Below are 18698 nucleotides of genomic sequence, written 5' to 3'. Positions count from 1 at the left end.
TCACCGCGCCCAGCTACTCGCACATCCCCGATCGCAAACGGCATCCCAATGACCTCCAAGTTGGCAATGCCACCTTGAATCACAGCTCGCCGATGACCCCAAACCACTTCCGTGCATGCCGTAGCCCTCAAGGGGGAGGGGAGCTGCCTTCCGTAGGTGTCCAATGACGTTGCGCACTCGCCCGGAGGACGAAGCCGATGATCTCGGCCACCGCTTCGTAAAGCTCGATCGGAATCTGCTCGTCGAGTTCGACGCTCGCCAGCGCTTCGGCGAGCGGGCCGTTGGCCTCGATGACGACGCCGGCCTCGCCGGCCACCTCGACGATGCGGCGGGCCAGCTCGCCCCGCCCCTTGGCAATGATGCGCGGCGCATCGCGGGTACCGCGCTCATATTCCAGAGCGACGGCGAGGCTGATCGGCTTTGGGGTATCGGTCATCGGGCGCTGTCCAGCAATTGACCAGTGGCACGGACGGCGGCTTGCGGTGCGCCGCGTCGCACCCTGATGGAACCGACATCGAGGCCGTGGCGCGCCAGCGCCGGGGCGAGTTCGGGCAACATCGCCTCGAGCGCATCGGCCGTCGCCGGGTCGGCGGCCCAGAGCGAGACATTAGCGCTGCGGCCGAGCAACGCCACCTCGGCACCGACTTCGCCGGTGGCGGCGAAATTGAGCGCGAAGCGCATGCGCCAGCCGCGTTCGGCGGGCGTGCGCTTATGCTTGCCGTCACGCTCGACCAGCAGTTGCAGGATGCCGGTTTCGGCGCCGAGCTGCATCGGCACTTCCACCCGGAACTCGGCAGCCGGTGCCATTGCATTGGGGCGCGCGGCGTCGGCAGGGTTCGAAGCCAGCTGCAGTAATTTCACGCGCGAGAGCGCCGCGTCGGCGTGACCGAGCAGTTGCCGGGCGGTTTCGACAGGCTCCTCAGCCAGCGGCGGCGCAGGCTGGGTGGAAGGGGCGCGGACGGGTTCGCCCTTCAGCGGCGGGGGCGGACGGCGCGTTACCGGCGCGACGGCCTCGACTTCGCCGCCGAGGAAGCCGGAGAGCGCGGAGCGCAACTGCAGCAGGGCGGACTTGGCATCGGTGGGGGTACGAATGCCGGGCTCGGTGATGATGCCGGTCCGCAGCACGGCGTCGCGTAGCATCTTGCCGTCGGGCGGCGCGCGGTTGAGATCAAGCCGGGTGCCGAGCAGCATGGCGATGGCTTCGAGAGCGGGACGGGGCAATGCCGCTGCGGTGGGCGTGGCGAGTGTCGCGAGACGGGCGATCAGCGGCAGAACGCTGTCCTGGCGCGCTGCGGCCTGGACCGGATCGGCGAGGATCTGCGCGAGCGGTGGGGAGGTGGGCAGCGGAGCCGGGCGCGGGGTCGATATGGGCGGCGCGACCACTGGCGGTGGCAGTGAGGCTGCTGGCAGAGGTGCGGGGGTCGGCGGCGCCGGCGTGGATACGAGCTGCGGCGTACTCGCTGGCGCCGGACCGCCGGGGACAGCTGGAATGGGCTGCGGCGCGACCGTGGTGACCGCGGGCTGCGGCGCCGACTGTAGTGTCGGACTGCTCGTCGCGGGAGCATTGGTCGCAGGGGCCGTCGGCGCAGGCACCGGAAATTGGGCCGCTGCGGGCGGCGTGAGCGCCGCAGCCGGCACAGGCGGTGTCGAGGCGGCGGCAGGCGTGGTCGGTTGGCTGAGCTGCGGAACTATCACCGCCGCCGCTGGCACTGGTTGGGCTGGCGTTGCCTGCGCTGGGGTCGGCTGCGCTGGTGCTGGGTGGGCCGGCGCTGGTGGCAGCATTGGTGCTGCTGGGGCCGGCACCGATAGCGACGCCTGTGCTGCTGGGGCTGACGCTGGTGGCAGCGCTTGTGCTGCTGGGACCGGCGTCGTGGCGACGGTCGCCAGTTGAGCCGTGGCCTGGGCGACCGGCGGCGGCGCGACTGCTTGTGGCGCTGGGATCGCTGGCGCTTGAGCGGCCAGGATAGGCTGAGCCTGGGCGGGGGTCGGCGTCACTGGAGCAGCCGAAGAAGCGGACGGCGCCGGCGTTGCTGCGACCGGTGGTGCGCTGAGCGGTGGCGGTGCAAGGGGTGCAAGTTGTGTAGCCGCCGGAACCGGTGGAGGCAGCACCGGTGTCGCGGCAGGCGCCGGTGCCGCTGCAGGCAGCGGCAGCAGCGGCTGCTGCTGTACTGGCGGCGCGGGCGGAGCCGGCTGGGCGACTGCGGGTTGCGGCTGCACGGTGACGGTGACGGCAGGCTGGCCAGTCGGGGTCGGGGTGATCGTCAGCGTCACCGCGGTGTTGACCGGCAGCGGCGTCTCGAGCTTCAGCACGAAGCTTTCGCCCTTGGCGGTGAGCTGGGTCAGGCCGCCGGCGAGTTGCGCGGTGACCTTGGCGTCGATGCTCTGGCCGAGGCGGAGCATCAGCGCGTCAAGGCTGGCGCGCGCCAGCTTCACCGCCGCCAGCGCCGGATCGACGGCGGGCTCGGTGCGGCCGATCAGCTGGAGCAAAGCAGTGGCGACATCGGACATGCCGCCACCATGCAGGGAGTCGGGTTAACGGGAGTTAACTTCTCGGGCTCGGAGTGTGTGGCAAGGCCCCCTCACCCGGCCCTGCGGGCCGACCTCTCCCCCAAGGGAGAGGTGGTGCATAGGCACGATCCCGCCACAGCGCACCTCTCCCTCGGGGGAGAGGTCGGCCGAAGGCCGGGTGAGGGGGCCTTACCCACGCGCAGCCGTCAGTGATGCGCCCCCTTCATTTCGCGCAGCTCTTCGACCGAGCGGACCACCTTGCGGGCGGCGCCGGCCCAGTCGCGGGTTTTCACCGTGGCCTTTTCCAGCCGGGCCTCGGCGGCGGGGACGGCATCGGCGTATTGCGGCAGCCACTGCGCCTGGGCGACCACCATTTCGTCGACCATCTGCCAGACCTCGTCCGGGGTGCAGATGGCGCCGACCAGCGGATCATGCAGCACGGCGAGCTTCAGCATGTCGATATTGCCGGTCATTGCGGCTTCGACACTCATGCGCTGAACCGAGATCGACACCGAGCAGGTGGCGGCGCAGGCGATCGGCAACTCGATGCCTTCGACCATGTTGATGCCGAAGCGATCGACGAAGCCGGGGCTTTCGATGATGGCGTCAGCCGGCAGGTTCTTGATGATGCCGTTGTTGCGGCGGTTGAAGTGGCCGCGATAGGTGCGGCCGGTCTCGCGCGCTTCGATGATGTAGCTGGCGTGCTCGGTGGTACGCTTGTGCTCCGACAGCAGCTTGGTGGCTTCTGCCTTGAACTTGGGGAAATCGGTCTCGAACCAGTTCCGCCGTTCGGTCGAGTGGCGCAGATAGCCGCCGGTCTCGCCGTGGATCCAGTCGCTCATGTCGATCCAGCGCGAGATTTCCTCGGGGCGCTTGCGGTACCAGGGCAGGTATTCGCTGAGGTGGCCATTCGACTCGGTCGAATAGACGCCAAAACGCTTCAGCACGTCGATGCGGACCTTTTCCTGCTTGGAATAGACCGGGTGTTTCTCGAAGCCGGCGATCAGCTCGTCCGCCTCGATCTTGCGGCCCTTGGCGCGGATATCGATGTACCAGGTCTGGTGGTTGATGCCCGAGCACACATAGTCGAGGTCGCGGTCGTCGACACCGAGCACCTGGGCGATCTGATGGGCGCCGTGCTGCACGCCATGGCAGAGGCCGACCACATCGACACCGCCATAGAGATCAGCGGCCCAGGTGTTCATCGCCATCGGGTTGGCATAGTTGAGGAACAGCGCGCCAGGCTCGGCGACCTCGCGGATATCCTTGCAGAAATCGAGGATCACCGGGATGTTGCGCTGGCCGTAGAGGATGCCGCCGGCGCAGATGGTGTCGCCGACGCACTGATCGACGCCGTACTTCAGCGGGATGTTGACGTCGGTGGCGAAAGCCTCGAGCCCGCCGACCCGGACACAGCTCATGATGTAGCGCGCGCCCGATAGCGCCTCGCGCCGGTTGGTGGTGGCGGTGACCTTGGCCGGCAGGTTGTTGACCGCCACGATCGACGAGATGATCTGGTGGATCATGTCGAGGTTATGGGCGTTGATATCGGTCAGCGCGAACTCGACATCGGCGAATTCCGGCACCTTGAGCAGATCCGAGATCAGGGTCTTGGTGAACCCGACCGAACCGGCGCCGATGATCGCGACTTTGAACGACATGGCGTTCCTCCCCTTTGCAATTGGCCTCCATCTAGCGGCAAGGCGGGTCGCTGGTGTAGAGGAAAGACATGCGATCGCGGGTAATTTCATGCTGTCCGACCTGATTGCCCATGGGCACAAGATCCAGACCATCGCGCCGCCGCGGGGGCCGCTGGGCTTTCATGTGATGGCCACCGGCGCCGGGTTCGAGAAGCGCGTCAACGAGGTCTACAACTGGGAGGGGCTGAAGCGCGGCGACGTACCGTTCGTCATTATCCAGCACACCATCGCCGGGCGCGGCGAGCTCGACTACGCCGGCGCCCGGCACGTGCTGCTGCCCGGCTCGACCATGGTGCTGAGCTTTCCGCATGCCAACCGCTACTGGCTCGATCGCGGGCAGACCTGGGAATATTTCTGGATCGGCGCCAATGGCCGCGAGGCGTTGCGACTGATGCGGGCGATCATCGATCTCAGGGGACCGGTGGTGACGCCTGCCGCAAGCGCGGTGGACCGCATGGCGGAGGCCTGTGTGCGGCTGATGCGATCGCCCGAACTGCTGAGCGGCGAGGCCTCCGCGGCGGCGTATGAGGCGATGATGGCACTGCATGACGGGCTGTTCGGCGCGACGCCAGCCATCACCAATGTGGCGCCGCCGATTGCCCGGGCGCAGAGTTTTATCGCCGAGCACCTGGGCGAGCCGCTGGGGGTAGATCGGCTGGCGCGGGTAGCGGGGCTTAGCCGGGCGCATTTCGTCAGGCGTTTTGGCGACGAGACCGGGCAGAGCCCGTCGGATTTCGTCTTCGCGGCGCGGATGGAACGGGCAACGCGGCTGCTGATCGCCACCGATCAGCCAGTCGCCGCCATTGCTGCTGCCACCGGATTTGCCAACGGGAACTATTTCGCCAAGGCGTTCCGCCGGCTCAATGGCATCTCGCCCAGCGACTATCGCTCCGCTGCTGCATCCGGGCGGTGATGCCCCGGCTAGTACTTAGCGTCGATTAGGGGTTGTTTATCCATTGCTGCATAGCATGATAGCCACCCGAACTCTCCGGTTCGGAGGGCCTGATGGTTGTGAAGCGGTCTCCCGTCCAGCACGTCGCTCGCCCCGAGCCGCCGGAATCGCTTGCCGCATTGGTGGCGGCCAACGAGCGGCTGCAGCGTTTCGCGGCGGAGCTGGCCGGCGAGCAGCAGCGGGCCCAGGTGGAGCGCAGCTGGCTGCGCACCATGATCGACCAGGTGCCGGATTACCTCTACATCAAGGACAAGGACGCGCGCTTCGTCATCGCCAACCGCGCCGTGGCGGCGGACCTCGGGCATGGCGACCCCAATACTCTGATCGGCAAATCCGACCTCGACGTGCATCCGCCCCAGCTGGCGCGGCGCTACTACGAGGATGACATGAGCGTCATCCGTGGCGAGAAGGCGCTGATCGACCACGAGGAATACGTCGTCCGCCCGGACGGCACGCAGCTTTGGCTGTCGACCTCGAAACTGCCGCTGCGCAACCCCGAGGGTCAGATCATCGGGCTGGTGTGCAGCGCCCGCGACATCACCGAGCAGCGCCGCACCCAGGCGCATATCCATTTCCTCGCCTACCATGACTCGCTGACCGGGTTGCCCAACCGGGCGCAGTTCGAGCGCGACCTTGCGGGGCTTGCCGGGCGGGCCGCTGAGGGAGTGCCAGCGACGCTGGTGCTGATCGACCTCGACCGGTTCAAGCATATCAACGACACGCTGGGGCACGTGGCGGGCGACGACCTGCTGCGGCAGCTGGCCAACCGGCTGTTCCAACTGGTCGGTCCGGCGGGGACACTGGCGCGGGTGGGGGGCGACGAATTCGCTATCCTCCTCTCGGGGCCAGCGGCAGGCGCGGCGGAATCGATGTGCCGCGCCATCCAGCTGCAGCTCGGGCGGCCGTTCCGGCTGTTCGACGATCCGGCCTTCATCACCGCCAGCTTCGGCATCGCCCCGTGGCAGCCGGGATCGGACGCCTTCAGCATGCTGCGCGAGGCTGACATCGCGCTCTACGAAGCCAAGGCACGCGGCCGCGGCCGCTGGGAGGTGTTCACCCCGCCGATGGCCGAAACGGTCGAAGAGAAGCGGCGGATCGAGCAGGACCTGCGCCGGGCGCTCGACACCGGCGGCGAGTTGAGGCTCGAGTACCAGCCGATCTTTGCCACCGACGGCCGCACTGTGGCAGGGGCCGAGGCGCTGGTGCGCTGGGAGCACCCCGAGCGCGGCCGGCTGGCGCCTGACGTGTTCATCGGCGTCGCCGAAGAACGCGGGCTGATCGAGAGACTGGGCGAATGGGTGCTCGAGGAAGCGTGCCGCATGCTGGCGCGGACTACTATCCCCTGGGTAGCCGTGAACGTCTCGCCGGTAGAGCTCAGGAGCCGCCGCTTCGTCGACCGGGTGATCGAGCAGTTGCGGCAATTGGGGATCGACCCGGCGCGACTGCAGCTCGAAATCACCGAGGGGGTGCTGCTCGATACCTCGGAGGCGACCGAAGCCGGGCTGACCCGGCTGCGGACGGCCGGCATCCGGCTGGCGCTCGACGATTTCGGCACCGGCTATTCGTCGCTCAACTACCTGCGCCGCTACAATGTCGACAAGCTGAAGATCGACCGCTCATTCGTCGGCCAGCTCGGCCAATCCAGCGATGCCGAGGTGATCGTCAGGACCATTATCGACCTGGCGCGCTCATTGAACATGAAGGTCACAGCCGAGGGCGTCGCCACCGAACAGCAGCGCGACTACCTGGTGGCGCGCGGTTGTCACGAGCTGCAGGGGTACCTGCTGTCACAGCCACTGCCGCTGGAGGCGTTTCTCGAGTTTACGGGGATCGCGGCTTGAGTGACGCAGGCTGTTCCATCACTCACCGGCGTCATTCCCGCGTAGGCGGGAACCTAGTGGGATGCCGCAGCACTCGCGGGGGCCGAGAGATCCCACTGGTCCCCGCCTACACGCATAGGCGCTAAGTTATGGTTGGTGGGCTTGGGGATTGTCACCGTCGATCCCTTGGCGATCGTGGCTTTCCCCTCATCCGGCGCTACGCGCCACCTCCGGGCGAGGGCTTTGCCCTCGTCCCGCGACCCCGACGGGGAGAAGAATCCGGAGAGCCCAGCGATCGCCTCTTTTCCTCTCCCCGACGGGGAGAGGGTGGATCGGCCGAAGGCCGAGACGGGTGAGGGGTTGGCGGCCACCGAACCATCCCCAACAGCACCTAACTTAGCGCACATGCGCCTGCGCGGGGATGACGCCGGTGGGTAGGCCCACAATGACCGAGGCGTGAAGCACCCTACCCCCCAAGTATCTTCCGCGCCCGCGCCACGATTGGGGCATCCACCATCCGACCATCGAGCTGAAACGCGCCCGCATGCTCCGCCGCGGCAGCAATCACCCGCTGGGCCCATTCGCGTTCGGTTTCGCTGGGCGAGAAGCCGGCGTTCAGCACCGCGACGGCCGAGGGGTGGACACAGGTGGCGCCATCGAAGCCATGCGCCTTGGCCTCGGCGGCGGCGGCGGCCAGCGCCTCGAGATCGGTGTAATCGGCGCTCGATTGCAACAGGCCGAAGCTGAGCTTTCTCTCCGCCTTGGCGGCGTAGTGCAGCAGCAACTTCGGATGGCGGAGGACATCGGGCGTCGGGGTGGCGCCGAGTTCGGTAGCCAAATCCTCGCTTCCGAGCAGCAGGCCGATGACGCGGTGGTTGGCGGCGATGGCTCGCGCGTCGAGCAGCGCAGCGGCGCCCTCAATCAAGGCAAGAAAGCTCATCGCGGGGCGACCGAGCTTCGCCTCCTCGGCCCGCAGTGCGCCGGCAAGCGCGTCGAGAGCGGCGGAGGAACTGGCCTTGGCCACCATCAGGCCGGTCGCCCCGGCACGGCAGGCGGCGAGCGCATCCTCGCGCTGGCGAAGGCCGGCGTTGATGCGGACGAAAACCGCGGCGCCGTTGCGGCCGACGGCGGGGACAGTGGTCGCGAGGTTGCCCCGCGCCGCGTCCTTGTCTGCCTCCGGCACCGCATCCTCGAGGTCGAAAACGACGGCATCGGCGCCGCGCTCATGCGCCTTGGCGACGAAGCGTTCGGAATGGGCAGGGACGTAGAGCAGCGAGCGGAGCGCCATCACAGCACTGTAGCAGGATCGACGCCGGCTTCGCGCAACACTTCGGCAGTGTGCTCACCGAGCTCGGGCGCTGGGCGGCGGAACGTGCCGGGGGTTGCGCTGAGGCGCGGCAGGATGTTGTGCATCGGCAGGGCGCCGAAATCCTTGTCTTCGACATCGACAATGATGCCGCGGTCAATGAAATGCTGGTCACTCGCGATATCGGCAATCGAGTAGATCGGGCCGACGGTGGCGCCGGCCTCACGCATGATCGCGAGCGCCTCGTCATGGCTATGGCGCCCGAACCATTCGCCGACCGCCGCATCGACGAGGTCGCGGTGTTTCACCCGGTCGGAGTTGGTCGCAAAGCGCGGATCGCTGTTCATCTCCGGTTTGCCGATCACCTCGAAGATGCGGCGGGCGACCTGCGGGGTGGAGCCCGAGAGCGCAACGTACTTGCCGTCGCTGCAGCGATAGACGTTGCGCGGCGAGGCGGTGTTGGAGGCAGAGCCGGAGCGTTCCTTGACCTTGCCGGTCACTTGGTAGATCGCGGCTTCCGGACCGAGCACGGAATACATCGGTTCGAGCAGGCTGAGATCGATGACCTGCCCCTTGGCCTTGCCCCGGAAGCGCGCGAACAGCGCGGTGACGGTGGCGTTGGCGCCATAGACCCCGGCGATCATGTCGGCCAGCGCCAGCGGCGGCAGCACCGGTTCGCGATCCGGGAAGCCAGTGCGGTAGGCAAAGCCGCTCATCCCTTCGACGATGGTGCCGAAGCCCGGGAACTGCGCGTAAGGGCCGGTCTGGCCGAAGCCGGAAATACGGACGACGATCAGGTTCGGGTTGGCGGCGAGCAGCGCGTCGGGCGCGAGGCCCATCTCCTCGAGTGTGCCGGGGCGGAAATTCTCGATGAAGACGTCGGCAGTCGCGAGCAGCGCCTTGAGCGCCGCCATGTGCGGGGCTTCCCGCAGGTTGAGCTGCACCGAGCGCTTATTGCGGCCGTAGGTTTTCCAGTAGAGAGAGTGCCCATCATCGCGCCATTCGCGCAGCGGATCCCCCTGCGGCGGCTCGATCTTGATGACGTCGGCGCCGAAATCGGCGAGCTGCAGGCTGAGCATGTTGCCGGCGACGAGGCGGGATAGATCGATGACACGGATGCCGTCGAGCGGGCCGGCGGCGAGGGGGTTGAAGGGGATGGTCATGGGGTGTTGGTGCCGACTGCAGCAGACGGCCCCCTCCCGGCCTCCCCCATAAAGGGGGAGGTGAAGAGTCGAGGCTGTGGCGCGTCGGTGCCAGAAACTGGATGCGGCACCTCCCCCTTTATGGGGGAGGATGGGAGGGGGCCGTCTGTCGAGGCCCGTTTCACAGCTCAACCACTTCCAGCCGCGCCACGGTCATCCGCCCCGCCGAAGCCATGCGCAGGCCGGCCTGCCCGTAGCGGAACTGGCCGTCGGTCGCCGAGACCAGCGCCTTGCCGTCGACGCTGAGCGTCAGCTTATCGCCGACCACAGTCAGCGCCAGCTTATGCGCTTCACCCGACTTCACCACGAACGGCGCCCAGGCCAGCACCGTCGTGCCATGGTCCTGCTTCAGGATCACCGCTTCGCCATCCTGGAAGCCGGCCGCGTAGAAGCGGGACGTGCCCTGCACCCGCGCCGCGACGAGATGGGATTTGCCGGCGAGCGGAGTGAGGTCGGCGGTGACGGTGACATCGCGGAGATAGCCGTTGCCGGTCCAGGCGTCGGCGTCTTCGGCGGTGTGGGCGTGGATGACCCCGTCCTGCAGCGACCAGTGGCCGCGGTTCCAGGTGAAGCGGGTGATGCCGCCCCATTCCTGCTTTTCGGTTTTGGGATCGATGGCGAGCTTGCCCTTCCCCGACACCGAGAACTCGGCGAGGTAGAGCCGGCCGAGGAACTTCAGGCGCCCAAAATACTCGACCAGGACGCCGATCTCGTCGATCGCCTCGTCACCCTCGGGGATCGTGAACTCATAATCCTGCCAGCCCGCGGAGCTCGGGACGTGCCAGGCGCCGGTTTCGACGATCTCGCCGGAAATGGCGCGCCGCACATAAGGCGCGACGCGGAGGTTGCCGTCGCCGTTCCAGGGGTCGAGCTGCAGCTTGAACTTCACCGTCTGGCCGGCATCGGCGAGCGGAGTGAACATCGGGCGGTAGCGCTCATCGTCGAAATCGGCGCGGCGGTAGAACGGCTTCCAGAAGATGCGACCGCCCTGCCCGCGCTCCAGCCGATCGAGCAGCACCTCAAGCGCGCCGCGCGAGTTGGGGCCCTGCTTGTCGGCGGCCGACTTCACCTCGATCTGGTTGAACGGTTCGGTGCGGAAGGCATGCGTAGCGCCCGGCGCATCGAAATCGAAGCGGACGCCGCGACGCTCGAAATCCTCGGCCCAGAGCGCCGGCGGCTCCTTGCCGTCGAGGCGGAGCGCGAAGACGGTGAGCTCGCGGGCAAAGCTCGGGATATCGACGACGTTGAGCGTGCCGATGACGCCCGAGGCGATGACGAAGTCATTGATGGGCTTGCGATACTTGTCCCAGCTCGCCTGCACGCCCTGGAAGGTACCGACGATGGCGCAGGCATTGCCGGCGTTACAATCGGTGTCCCAGCCGGCCATGGTGCCGATCTCGGCAGTGCGGGTCAGTTCGCCCGCGCCGTAGAGAATGGCCATGACGGTGACGCCGGCATTGGGGATGATGTGGCAGACGCCGGGATAGCGGTCATAGCCCCAGTCGGCGGTCAGCGTGTCGCGGCAGAGGCGCCAGTCGGCCGGGTTGGCCCTGTGGAAGTCGATAACGGCGCGGGCGACGCGAGCATAGGTAGAGTTGGCATCGATGGTCGAGAGGCCGGTTTCGACGATCTCGTCGATGGATTTGGCGACGAAAGCCTGGGCGATGGCGGCGGCGCAGAAGCGGGCGCCGTTGAGGCCGTCGCCGTCATGGGCGACCGAGGCGGCCATGGCCGACATCTGGGCGGCGCGCTGCGGATTGCCGGGGTTCACCCACCCCCAGCTGTCGATGAAGATCTGGCCGCCGATCTGCTCGGCGACAGTGGTGCCGTTGGTGGCGATGGAGCCCGACTCGGGCGCCTCCATGCCGGATTTGAGGTTCTTGTAGGCGGTGTGCTCGGTGGAGTTGCCGAAGCCGCCCCACCAGTACATGCCGTGTTCCTCGGCGGCGTAGTTCAGCCAGGTGCGGCCGACATCGGCGGCGGTGGCTTTCAGCCCATAGTCGCGCAGTGCGCGAATGAAATAGACCGGGCCGTTGGTGTCATCGTCGGCGGCAAAATTCTTGAAATCACGCAGGTACTGGGTGACCTCGCCATAGGTGTTGCGGATGCGCTCATAGCTCCAGATGGTCGGCTCGACCGGCGCGCCGAGGCGGACGCCGATGGCCTTGCCAATGAAGCCGGCATAGATGCGATCGAAGATTTCAGTGGTGGTCAGGGGCATGAACGGTCCGGTGGTCAGAGATTGACGACGCTGGCGGTCGGGAGATCGGCGAGGAGGCTGTCGCGGCTGCGTTCGGCAGCGTCGCGGGCCCGCCGGTCGGCGAGGAGGATATCGGTGGCGGTGGAGGTGAAGCGATCGGCGGCGGCGGTGAGATCGAGGCGGTTGGCGCTGTCGAGGGTCTGGCGGTCGGCATCGCGGATGACGCTCTCACCGTGCAGCGCGCCGAGGATGGCGCCGGCCATGACGCCGATCGAGTCGGTGTCGCGGCCGGAATTGATGCCGTCTTCGATGGCAGTGCGGAAGTCGCCGCCATTGACCAGAGCGAAGCCGAGCGCCAGCGGCAGTTCCTCGATCGAGCCCAGCCGCGACGGCTGGTAGGCTACCGAGAGCCGGCCGGCGCGGGCCTTGGTGTGGTTGACCTCGTCGCCCATCGGCGAGAACGGGGCGATGGCGGCGTGGAAGGCGGCGACCACCTCGGCGTGCTCGGCACTCTTCAGTCGGGAGGCGACGTCGGCGATGGCGCGGATCGCCTCGCGGGTGCCGTCCTTGCTCAGCGCAATGACCCGCTCGACGATCGCTTCGATGCTGATCCCTGGGATGAAGGCCGCGGCGACGGCCGCGGCGAAGGCGCCGGCAGCTTCGAGCCCGAAACTCTCCTGGTGGCCCTGGGCGAAGGCGATGGCCTCGTCGTAGGCGGCCCTGGGGTCGCAGGCGTTCACCACGCCGACCGGGGCGATGTACATGGCGGCGCCGCAGTTGACCATGTTGCCGATGCCGCCCTGGCGGGGGTCGCAATTGGCCAGTTGGTGGCGCTGGAAGATCCACTTTTCGGGGTAGAACAGGCGATCGATCAGGTTGGCCTCGCGCTGCATCTCGGGGATCCAGCGCGGCATCCAGGCAATCTGGCGCACCATGCCGTCGGCCATGTCCCAGGCGTCGAGGTGGCGCCGGGTTTCGGCGTAGATATCCATCAGCGCCAGGGTCATCAGCGTGTCGTCGGTGACGATGCCGTTGCCGCGGATGCGGTAGTTTCGCTCGGCGGGTGGCAGATCCATCTTGTGCCAGCGCGCCTCGAGCGAGGTGACCCGGCCATAGCGGGCCCGGATATCGGCGGCCGAGAGCTTTTCGACCGGGGCGCCGAGCGCGTCGCCCAGGGCGATGCCGTGCAGCATGGCGCGGACGCGGCCGCGAAGTGAGGTGGGCATGATGGTCTGTTTCCGCTTGTCTAGATCTGTCACCGCACCCGCCCGTGGTCGTGGGAGGACGCCACGGGCGGGATACGATGGTCCGGGCCTTAGCCGTTCAGCTTGGTCCGGGCGTACTCGTTGAGGCGGTCGCCACCGGCGGCCTTCCATTCGGCGACGAAGGCATCCCACTGGTCCATCGAGGCTTCGCCGGAGATGAACTTGTAGACCCAGGCGCGGTAGACGTTCTCGGTCGCGTCGAGGTCAGCTGCGTAGTCGGACGGCCAGACGAAGGCGTTGTCCGGCTTGAACCAGGTGGTGATGTTCTTCAGCGACTCCTGGGCGGCGGTCGACTTCCACTCCACCGGCGGCACGAAGTTGGCGGCGGCGAAGAAGCGGGCGTACCAGGTGCTCATCTTGTCGGTGATGGTGTAGGTGTCGCCGGACTTGGTGTACTCCTCGCCCTCAAAGCCCATCCGGTCCATCATCTGGCCTTCGGTCGAGGCCATGAAGTCGAGCAGCTTTGCGACTTCTTCCTTGTGCTCAGAGGTGGTCGAGATGGCGAAGCCGCGGGCCTCCTTCGAGACGTCAGTGGCCGAGAGGCCCTGGCCGCCCGGTCCCGACGGGATCGGCAGCAAGGCCAGCTCGATCGGGGTTTCCGGATGCGCCTGGCGCATCTTGCCACCATAGATGTCGATGACTTCCGCCGAGGAGCCAAAGATCACGCCGGCCTTGCCGGTGTAGAACTTGTCTTCCTTCACGTCGAACTTCGAGGTGACGTATTCCTTGTCGTAGAGGCCCTCGGCGCCGAGCTTGGCGTACCAGGTGAGCTTGGCTTTTTCGGCATCGGTGATGCGCGAGCTCACCCACTCGCCAGCCGCGTCCTTCATCCAGGTGCCGGTGATGCCGAAGGCCTGGTTGAAGATCGAGTCGAGCTCGTTGGTGTTGTCGGCAGTGGTGACACCAAAGGTGTTGCCCGGGGTGCCATCGCCATCGAGATCGGCATCGTGGATGGCCTTGAAGAAGGCCTCGTACTCATCGACGGTGGTCGGGGCAGCGATGCCGAGCTTATCCAGCCAATCCTTGCGGATCACCGGCTGCGGGGCGCGCGGCGGGTAGACATAGAGCAGATAAGGGTAGTTCTTCAGGCGCTCGACATTGTGCGGCCAGAGCGCTGCCTTGAGGTTGGGCGACTTCTCGATCCAGGGATTCAGGTCTTCGAGGATGCCCTGGTCGGCCATCTTGGCGTCGCCGCCCTGGAAGTAGATCAGGTCAGGGATATCACCCGAGAGCAGCATGACGCCGAGCGCGTCGGCATAGCCCGAGGACGGCAGGTCGACGATCTGGATGTCGAGATCGGTGCCCTGGGCCTTCAGCGCCGCCTCGATGCGCTCGATATGGGCGACGTCGGGCGGGTTGGTCGACAGCAGGTCCTTGGATACCAGGCGGATCACCGTCTGGGCACTGGCCGGCATGGCCAGCGACAGGCTGAGCGCCAGCGCCGTGGTGGTCAGAAGCAGGGTCTTAAGCATGGATTCTCCTCCGTTATGCTTGTTTTCGTTGAGATTTACGCGGCGAACGCCGTCGCGCCTTGGGCACGACGGCAAGCGGCTGGGATGAGGCGGCCGAGCGACGGCGGCTGAAGGTCAGCTTGAGGACGGCCATCATGGCGCGAGCCCTCCGGTGAACACGGAAGGCCTGCGCGATAGCCGCGCGGCTAGCGGAAGTGGATGAGGGCGAGCAGCCCCGAGACCGCGAGCAGCGGTAGCAGCGCGAGGATCAGCGCCAGCACCAGCCAGCGATGCAGGATGGCGAGCACCAGCGCCGGAACCACCATCAGCGCGAAGGGCACGATGAGCATGAGCGAGAAACCCTGGCTCATCGAACGGGTGATCAGTTCCATCTGCGGGGCGCGCAACAGGAAGTCGGCCTCGATGATGATGAACAGGGCGATCTGCAGCCCGGTGAGGACGAAGATCGTGTAGCGCAGCCAGGGCGTCTTCGGGTGTACCGCGGTATCGGTCATGCGGCTCTCCCCTGCCCAGTAGCGGCAGGATGACCCGATTTCGGCCGACAATGACAGCGGAATTCTTCATCCCTTCAGCGCTCCCGACATGGTGCCCTTGGTGAAGAATTTGAGGATCAGCGGATAGATGGCGAGGATGGGCAGGATGGTGATGATGATCATCCCGGCCTTCAGCGCCTTCAGGTTGATCTGCGCCACGCCGATATTGTTGGCGGCATTGTCGGCACCGACGATGGCGAGCTTGTCGCCCTCGACCACGAACTGCCTGAGCACCACCTGCAGCGGGTATTTGGTCTGGTCGTTCAGGTAGATCATCGCCCGGAAGAACTCGTTCCAGTGGAAGACCAGGTAGAACAGGGCGATGGTGGCCAAAGCCGGCTTAGCGAGTGGCAGCACCACCTGGAAGAAAATCTGGAAGGCGTTGGCGCCGTCGAGCTCGGCCGCCTCGAGCAGCTCCTCGGGGATTTCCTCGAAGAAGCGCACCAGGATGATCAGGTACCAGGCATTCACCGCCTTGTAGAGGATGACGCTCCAGTAGCTGTCGAGCAGGCCCATCCGCTTCATCAGGAAGTAGTCGGGAATAATGCCCGGCTCGAACACGATGGTGACGAGCACCAGGAGGAAGATGATCCGCCGGCCGGGCAGGTTGGGCCGGCTCAGCCCCCAGGCCATCAGCGCGGTACCGACGACGCCGATGAAGGTCGCGGTAGCAGTAATGAAGATCGAGTTGAGGATACCGCGCTGCACATTGGGGTGCTGCAGCAGCAGCATCCAGACATCGAGCGAGAAGCCCGATGGCCAGATGTCGAGCCCGCTCTTGCCGGCAACCCGGCTCGGATCGGAGAACGACACGGCGACGAGGTTGAGGATCGGCTGCAGCATTACCACCACCATCGCCAGCAGCGTCGTGACGATGATGGCGTACTCGATGCGCTCGAGCGGCGTGCGACGGATTGCGGTTCCACGGGGCGCGGCCATCACCAGACTCCTTTGCCGGTGAGGCGCTTCGAAACGAAATGCGCCGAGAGGATGAGGATCATGCCGAACACCGCCTTGAACAAGCCGGCGGCAGTGGCGAGCGAGTATTCGCCGGTGCGCAAACCGATGCGGTAGACATAGGTATCGAGGATATCGATCTGGCCGCGGTTCACGTCGTTGAGGAAGTTGATGACCTGGTTGAGGTCGGCCGACAGGAACATGCCCATGTTGAGAATGAACAGCGTCGCGATGGTGGGGACGATCCCGGGGATGGTGACGTGCCAGACCTTCTGCCAGCGGTTGGCCCCGTCGAGCTCGGCCGCCTCGTAGAGCGACTGGTCGATGCCGATGATGGCGGCGAGGTAGAGCAGGCTGTCCCAGCCGGCCGAACGCCAGATCTCGGAGAACACCAGCACCCAGCGACTCGAGTTGCCATCGGTCATGAAGGCCACTGGCTTCATGCCAAAGAAGCCGGTGATCTGGTTCACCGCGCCATCCGACGGTGACAGGATGGCGATGAACACGCCGGCGATCACCACCCAGCTCAGAAAGTGCGGCAGGTAGATCGCCGACTGCACGAACTTCCTGAGCTTGCCGCTGCGCACCTCGTTGAGGAGCAGCGCGACGATGATCGGCACCGGGAAAACGAAGAGGATCTTCAGGGTCGAGATGATCAGCGTATTGGCCAGCACCTGGTAGAACACCGGCGAGGCGAACAGCGTCTGGAAGTGCTTCAGCCCGACCCAGAGATTGGGTGGGATGATGCGCACCTGCTCAAACGCCATCTTGGCTTCCCAGATCGGGAAATAGTGCCAGACGAGGAAGAACAGCAGGCCGGGGGCGAGCATGACGTAATAGGGCCACCAGCGGCGGACGCCATTGGCGAAGCGCTGCGACTTGGGAACGTTCCCGGCGACGCGTGCAATGACCGTCGCGTTTTGCTCGACGCTCGACATGCTTCTAGCTCCTCCCCGCTCCTGCGACGCGCAGGGGCGTGTGGACCGTCAGATCGGCGAGTGAGCCTCGCTCTATCAGGCGGCACGGCAAATAGGTGCGGCCATCCTGCGGACGACCGGCGATTTCATCGAACAGCGCCTGGGCGGCGCGGCGGCCAAGCTCGCGGGCCGGCTTTTCGATGGTGGTGAGACCGGGCCAGGAAAAGGCGCCGGCAGGCACCCCGTCGAAGCCGAGAATGGAGACATCGCGAGGACACTCGCGGCCGGCCTCGCGTACCGCCAGCATGGCGCCGAGCGCCATCAGGTCGTTGGCGCAGAATACCGTGAGATGGCCGTTGCGCTGGCGCGCCATCAGCCGCTGCATGGCGGCATGGCCGCCCTCGAAGGTGTAATCGCCATCCTCGACCAGCAGCACCGCCGGGTCGATATCGCGCTCGAGGCAGTGCTCGTGCACCGAACGGAGGAAGCGGGCGCGGGCCAGGCGGGATTTCGGCCCGAGGATCAAGGCGGGCGCCGCATGACCACGGGCGACCAGATGATCGAGCCCGAGCCGTACGGCCTGCCGGATGTCGGAGCCGATGCTCGGGGTATCGGGGAAGCGTTCGGCGCTCGAGCCGATCAGCGAGAAGGGCACGCCGAAGCGGCCGAAATCCTCGGCATTGTCGGACACCGGATTGACGATAGCGCCCTCGACCCGGGCCTGGCGCAAGGCGCGCAGGTGGCTGGCCTCGCGATCGTGGTCCCAGTCCGATGAGAAGACCAGCAGCGAGGCGCCGTTCTCGCCGACGATATCCTGGGCGCCGCGGGCGACCTCGGCCCAGAACGGGTTGGTGATATCGGGGATGACGAGGCCGAACAGGCCCGAACGGCCGGACCGCATGCCGACGGCGAGGTGGTTGCGCTCGTAGCCGCTGGCGATGGCGGCCTTGCGGACCTTTTCGCGGGTGGCGTCGTTGACATCGGGGGAATCGGAGAGGGCACGTGCGGCGGTGCTCTTCGACACGCCGGCAAGCCTTGCCACATCAATGATGGTGGGCCGTCTGCCCATGCAACCTCCCGTGCCGTTCCCGGCATCTATTGGGAACGTTACCGGAAGTTAACGCCGGAGTCTAGATAGGCCAGGATGCGTGGATCTTGCAGCTCATCGCCGGCGCCAGCCTGCTGACCGGCCATGAGTTTTCGTCAGTGGTCGCGCGGCAAGAGACCGCGACGACGCAGTTCCTCACGGACGGCGACGAAGCTCGGCACGTTGGTCACCAGCCGGCCGTCGCCCAGCGGGTTGATGACCGCGAGCAGCGTCGCATCTGAGAAGTTGGTAAGGCGCTGCGTATCGACGATCTCGTCGCTGCGGCGCAACATCGCCAGGAGCTCGACGAGCTCATGGTTATCCAAGTCATTCATCGGATTGGCCCCCGACAGACTCACGTAACGAGAGGCCCGCCGCCCCTGTATACGTGTAAACGCATATATGTCGGACCAGTTCCCGCTACGTCAAATCACATGTTGGGCGGTGATCTTCCCGGGTGTGGACCAGCGGGAGGCTTGGGAGTACCGGGGTCGAGCTGATCGCAGCTTTCACCCCACACGCGATGTCATCCCGCCGGCGGGTGGGAGCCCGAGTGCTCCGATACATCAACGCAGTAGGTAGCTCGGATACAACCGTTCAGAAGAACAGATCATCCAGAGCCGCGTCGGTGTCGGCGGCGGGTTCGGGGGCGACCTCGATGCCGGTGAAGGCATCGTGGACGCGGCGCTCGGCATCCATGGTGTAGCGCTTGCGCAGGGCGGCGAGGAACTCGCTGAGTTCGATAGAGGAGCTCCCCCCTCCACCAAGCTGCGCTTGGT

General features: G+C 66.4%; 16 protein-coding genes. 2 read left to right on the top strand and 14 right to left on the bottom strand.

Features of this window, described 5'->3' with window-relative positions:
* Positions 1-127 precede the first annotated feature (127 nt).
* The 3 genes from VW23_RS11655 to melA form a co-directional block, all read right to left on the bottom strand.
* Positions 128-436: an EscU/YscU/HrcU family type III secretion system export apparatus switch protein gene (locus VW23_RS11655; RefSeq protein ID WP_069909739.1), complete on the bottom strand. Its 309-nt coding sequence runs from the start codon at positions 434-436 to the stop codon at positions 128-130.
* Positions 433-2508, bottom strand: coding sequence for a flagellar hook-length control protein FliK (fliK, locus tag VW23_RS29660; protein WP_084645968.1), 2076 nt, complete (start codon positions 2506-2508; stop codon positions 433-435). The genes VW23_RS11655 and fliK overlap by 4 nt, the downstream gene beginning before the upstream one ends.
* A 206-nt stretch (positions 2509-2714) precedes the next feature.
* Positions 2715-4169: an alpha-glucosidase/alpha-galactosidase gene (gene melA / locus VW23_RS11640; protein ID WP_069909736.1), complete on the bottom strand. Its 1455-nt coding sequence runs from the start codon at positions 4167-4169 to the stop codon at positions 2715-2717.
* An 88-nt stretch (positions 4170-4257) separates the two neighbouring features.
* Between melA and VW23_RS28550 the strand changes: the two genes are divergently transcribed.
* Complete coding sequence (locus tag VW23_RS28550; protein ID WP_069909735.1) at positions 4258-5121, top strand: AraC family transcriptional regulator; 864 nt, start codon at positions 4258-4260, stop codon at positions 5119-5121.
* 92 nt (positions 5122-5213) lie between these two features.
* Positions 5214-7001, top strand: a complete 1788-nt coding sequence (locus tag VW23_RS11630; RefSeq protein ID WP_069909734.1) for a putative bifunctional diguanylate cyclase/phosphodiesterase — start codon at positions 5214-5216, stop codon at positions 6999-7001.
* A gap of 445 nt (positions 7002-7446) precedes the next feature.
* Here the strand turns inward: VW23_RS11630 and VW23_RS11620 are convergent, their stop codons facing one another.
* The 11 genes from VW23_RS11620 to VW23_RS28965 all read right to left on the bottom strand — a co-directional run.
* Complete coding sequence (locus VW23_RS11620) at positions 7447-8268, bottom strand: HpcH/HpaI aldolase/citrate lyase family protein (RefSeq protein WP_069909732.1); 822 nt, start codon at positions 8266-8268, stop codon at positions 7447-7449.
* Positions 8268-9449 (bottom strand): CaiB/BaiF CoA transferase family protein, encoded by a 1182-nt coding sequence (locus VW23_RS11615; RefSeq protein WP_069909731.1) that lies wholly within the window; start codon positions 9447-9449, stop codon positions 8268-8270. Before VW23_RS11615 ends, VW23_RS11620 begins: the two co-directional genes overlap by 1 nt.
* Positions 9450-9609: 160 nt before the next feature.
* Positions 9610-11709 carry an ADP-ribosylglycohydrolase family protein gene (locus tag VW23_RS11610; protein ID WP_069909730.1) on the bottom strand — a complete coding sequence of 700 codons (2100 nt, stop codon included), beginning with the start codon at positions 11707-11709 and terminating at the stop codon, positions 9610-9612.
* A gap of 14 nt (positions 11710-11723) precedes the next feature.
* A complete protein-coding gene (locus VW23_RS11605) occupies positions 11724-12914 on the bottom strand; it encodes an ADP-ribosylglycohydrolase family protein (RefSeq protein ID WP_069909729.1) in 1191 nt (396 codons plus the stop codon).
* 89 nt (positions 12915-13003) lie between these two features.
* The gene (locus tag VW23_RS11600) at positions 13004-14425 is read right to left on the bottom strand and encodes an extracellular solute-binding protein (RefSeq protein ID WP_069909728.1); all 1422 of its coding nucleotides are present in this window, start codon (positions 14423-14425) and stop codon (positions 13004-13006) included.
* 185 nt (positions 14426-14610) lie between these two features.
* On the bottom strand, positions 14611-14919 hold the full coding sequence (locus VW23_RS11595; RefSeq protein WP_069909727.1) for a hypothetical protein: 309 nt from the start codon (positions 14917-14919) through the stop codon (positions 14611-14613).
* A gap of 66 nt (positions 14920-14985) precedes the next feature.
* On the bottom strand, positions 14986-15897 hold the full coding sequence (locus VW23_RS11590) for a carbohydrate ABC transporter permease (RefSeq protein WP_084645964.1): 912 nt from the start codon (positions 15895-15897) through the stop codon (positions 14986-14988).
* The gene (locus VW23_RS11585; protein ID WP_084645962.1) at positions 15897-16853 is read right to left on the bottom strand and encodes an ABC transporter permease; all 957 of its coding nucleotides are present in this window, start codon (positions 16851-16853) and stop codon (positions 15897-15899) included. Before VW23_RS11585 ends, VW23_RS11590 begins: the two co-directional genes overlap by 1 nt.
* 4 nt (positions 16854-16857) lie before the next feature.
* A complete protein-coding gene (locus VW23_RS11580) occupies positions 16858-17901 on the bottom strand; it encodes a LacI family DNA-binding transcriptional regulator (protein WP_069909726.1) in 1044 nt (347 codons plus the stop codon).
* A gap of 134 nt (positions 17902-18035) precedes the next feature.
* Entirely contained in the window at positions 18036-18254 is a 219-nt protein-coding gene (locus VW23_RS11575; RefSeq protein WP_069909725.1) for a hypothetical protein, read from the bottom strand.
* A 262-nt stretch (positions 18255-18516) separates the two neighbouring features.
* Positions 18517-18698: hypothetical protein (locus VW23_RS28965; protein ID WP_176730379.1), on the bottom strand; the 182-nt coding region annotated here is incomplete at its 5' end.

This window comes from Devosia insulae DS-56 (assembly GCF_000970465.2).
In the GTDB taxonomy this organism is placed as follows: domain Bacteria; phylum Pseudomonadota; class Alphaproteobacteria; order Rhizobiales; family Devosiaceae; genus Devosia_A; species Devosia_A insulae.
The sequence above is the reverse complement of the archived record's forward strand: the minus strand, read 5'-3'. Positions and strand labels throughout refer to the sequence as shown.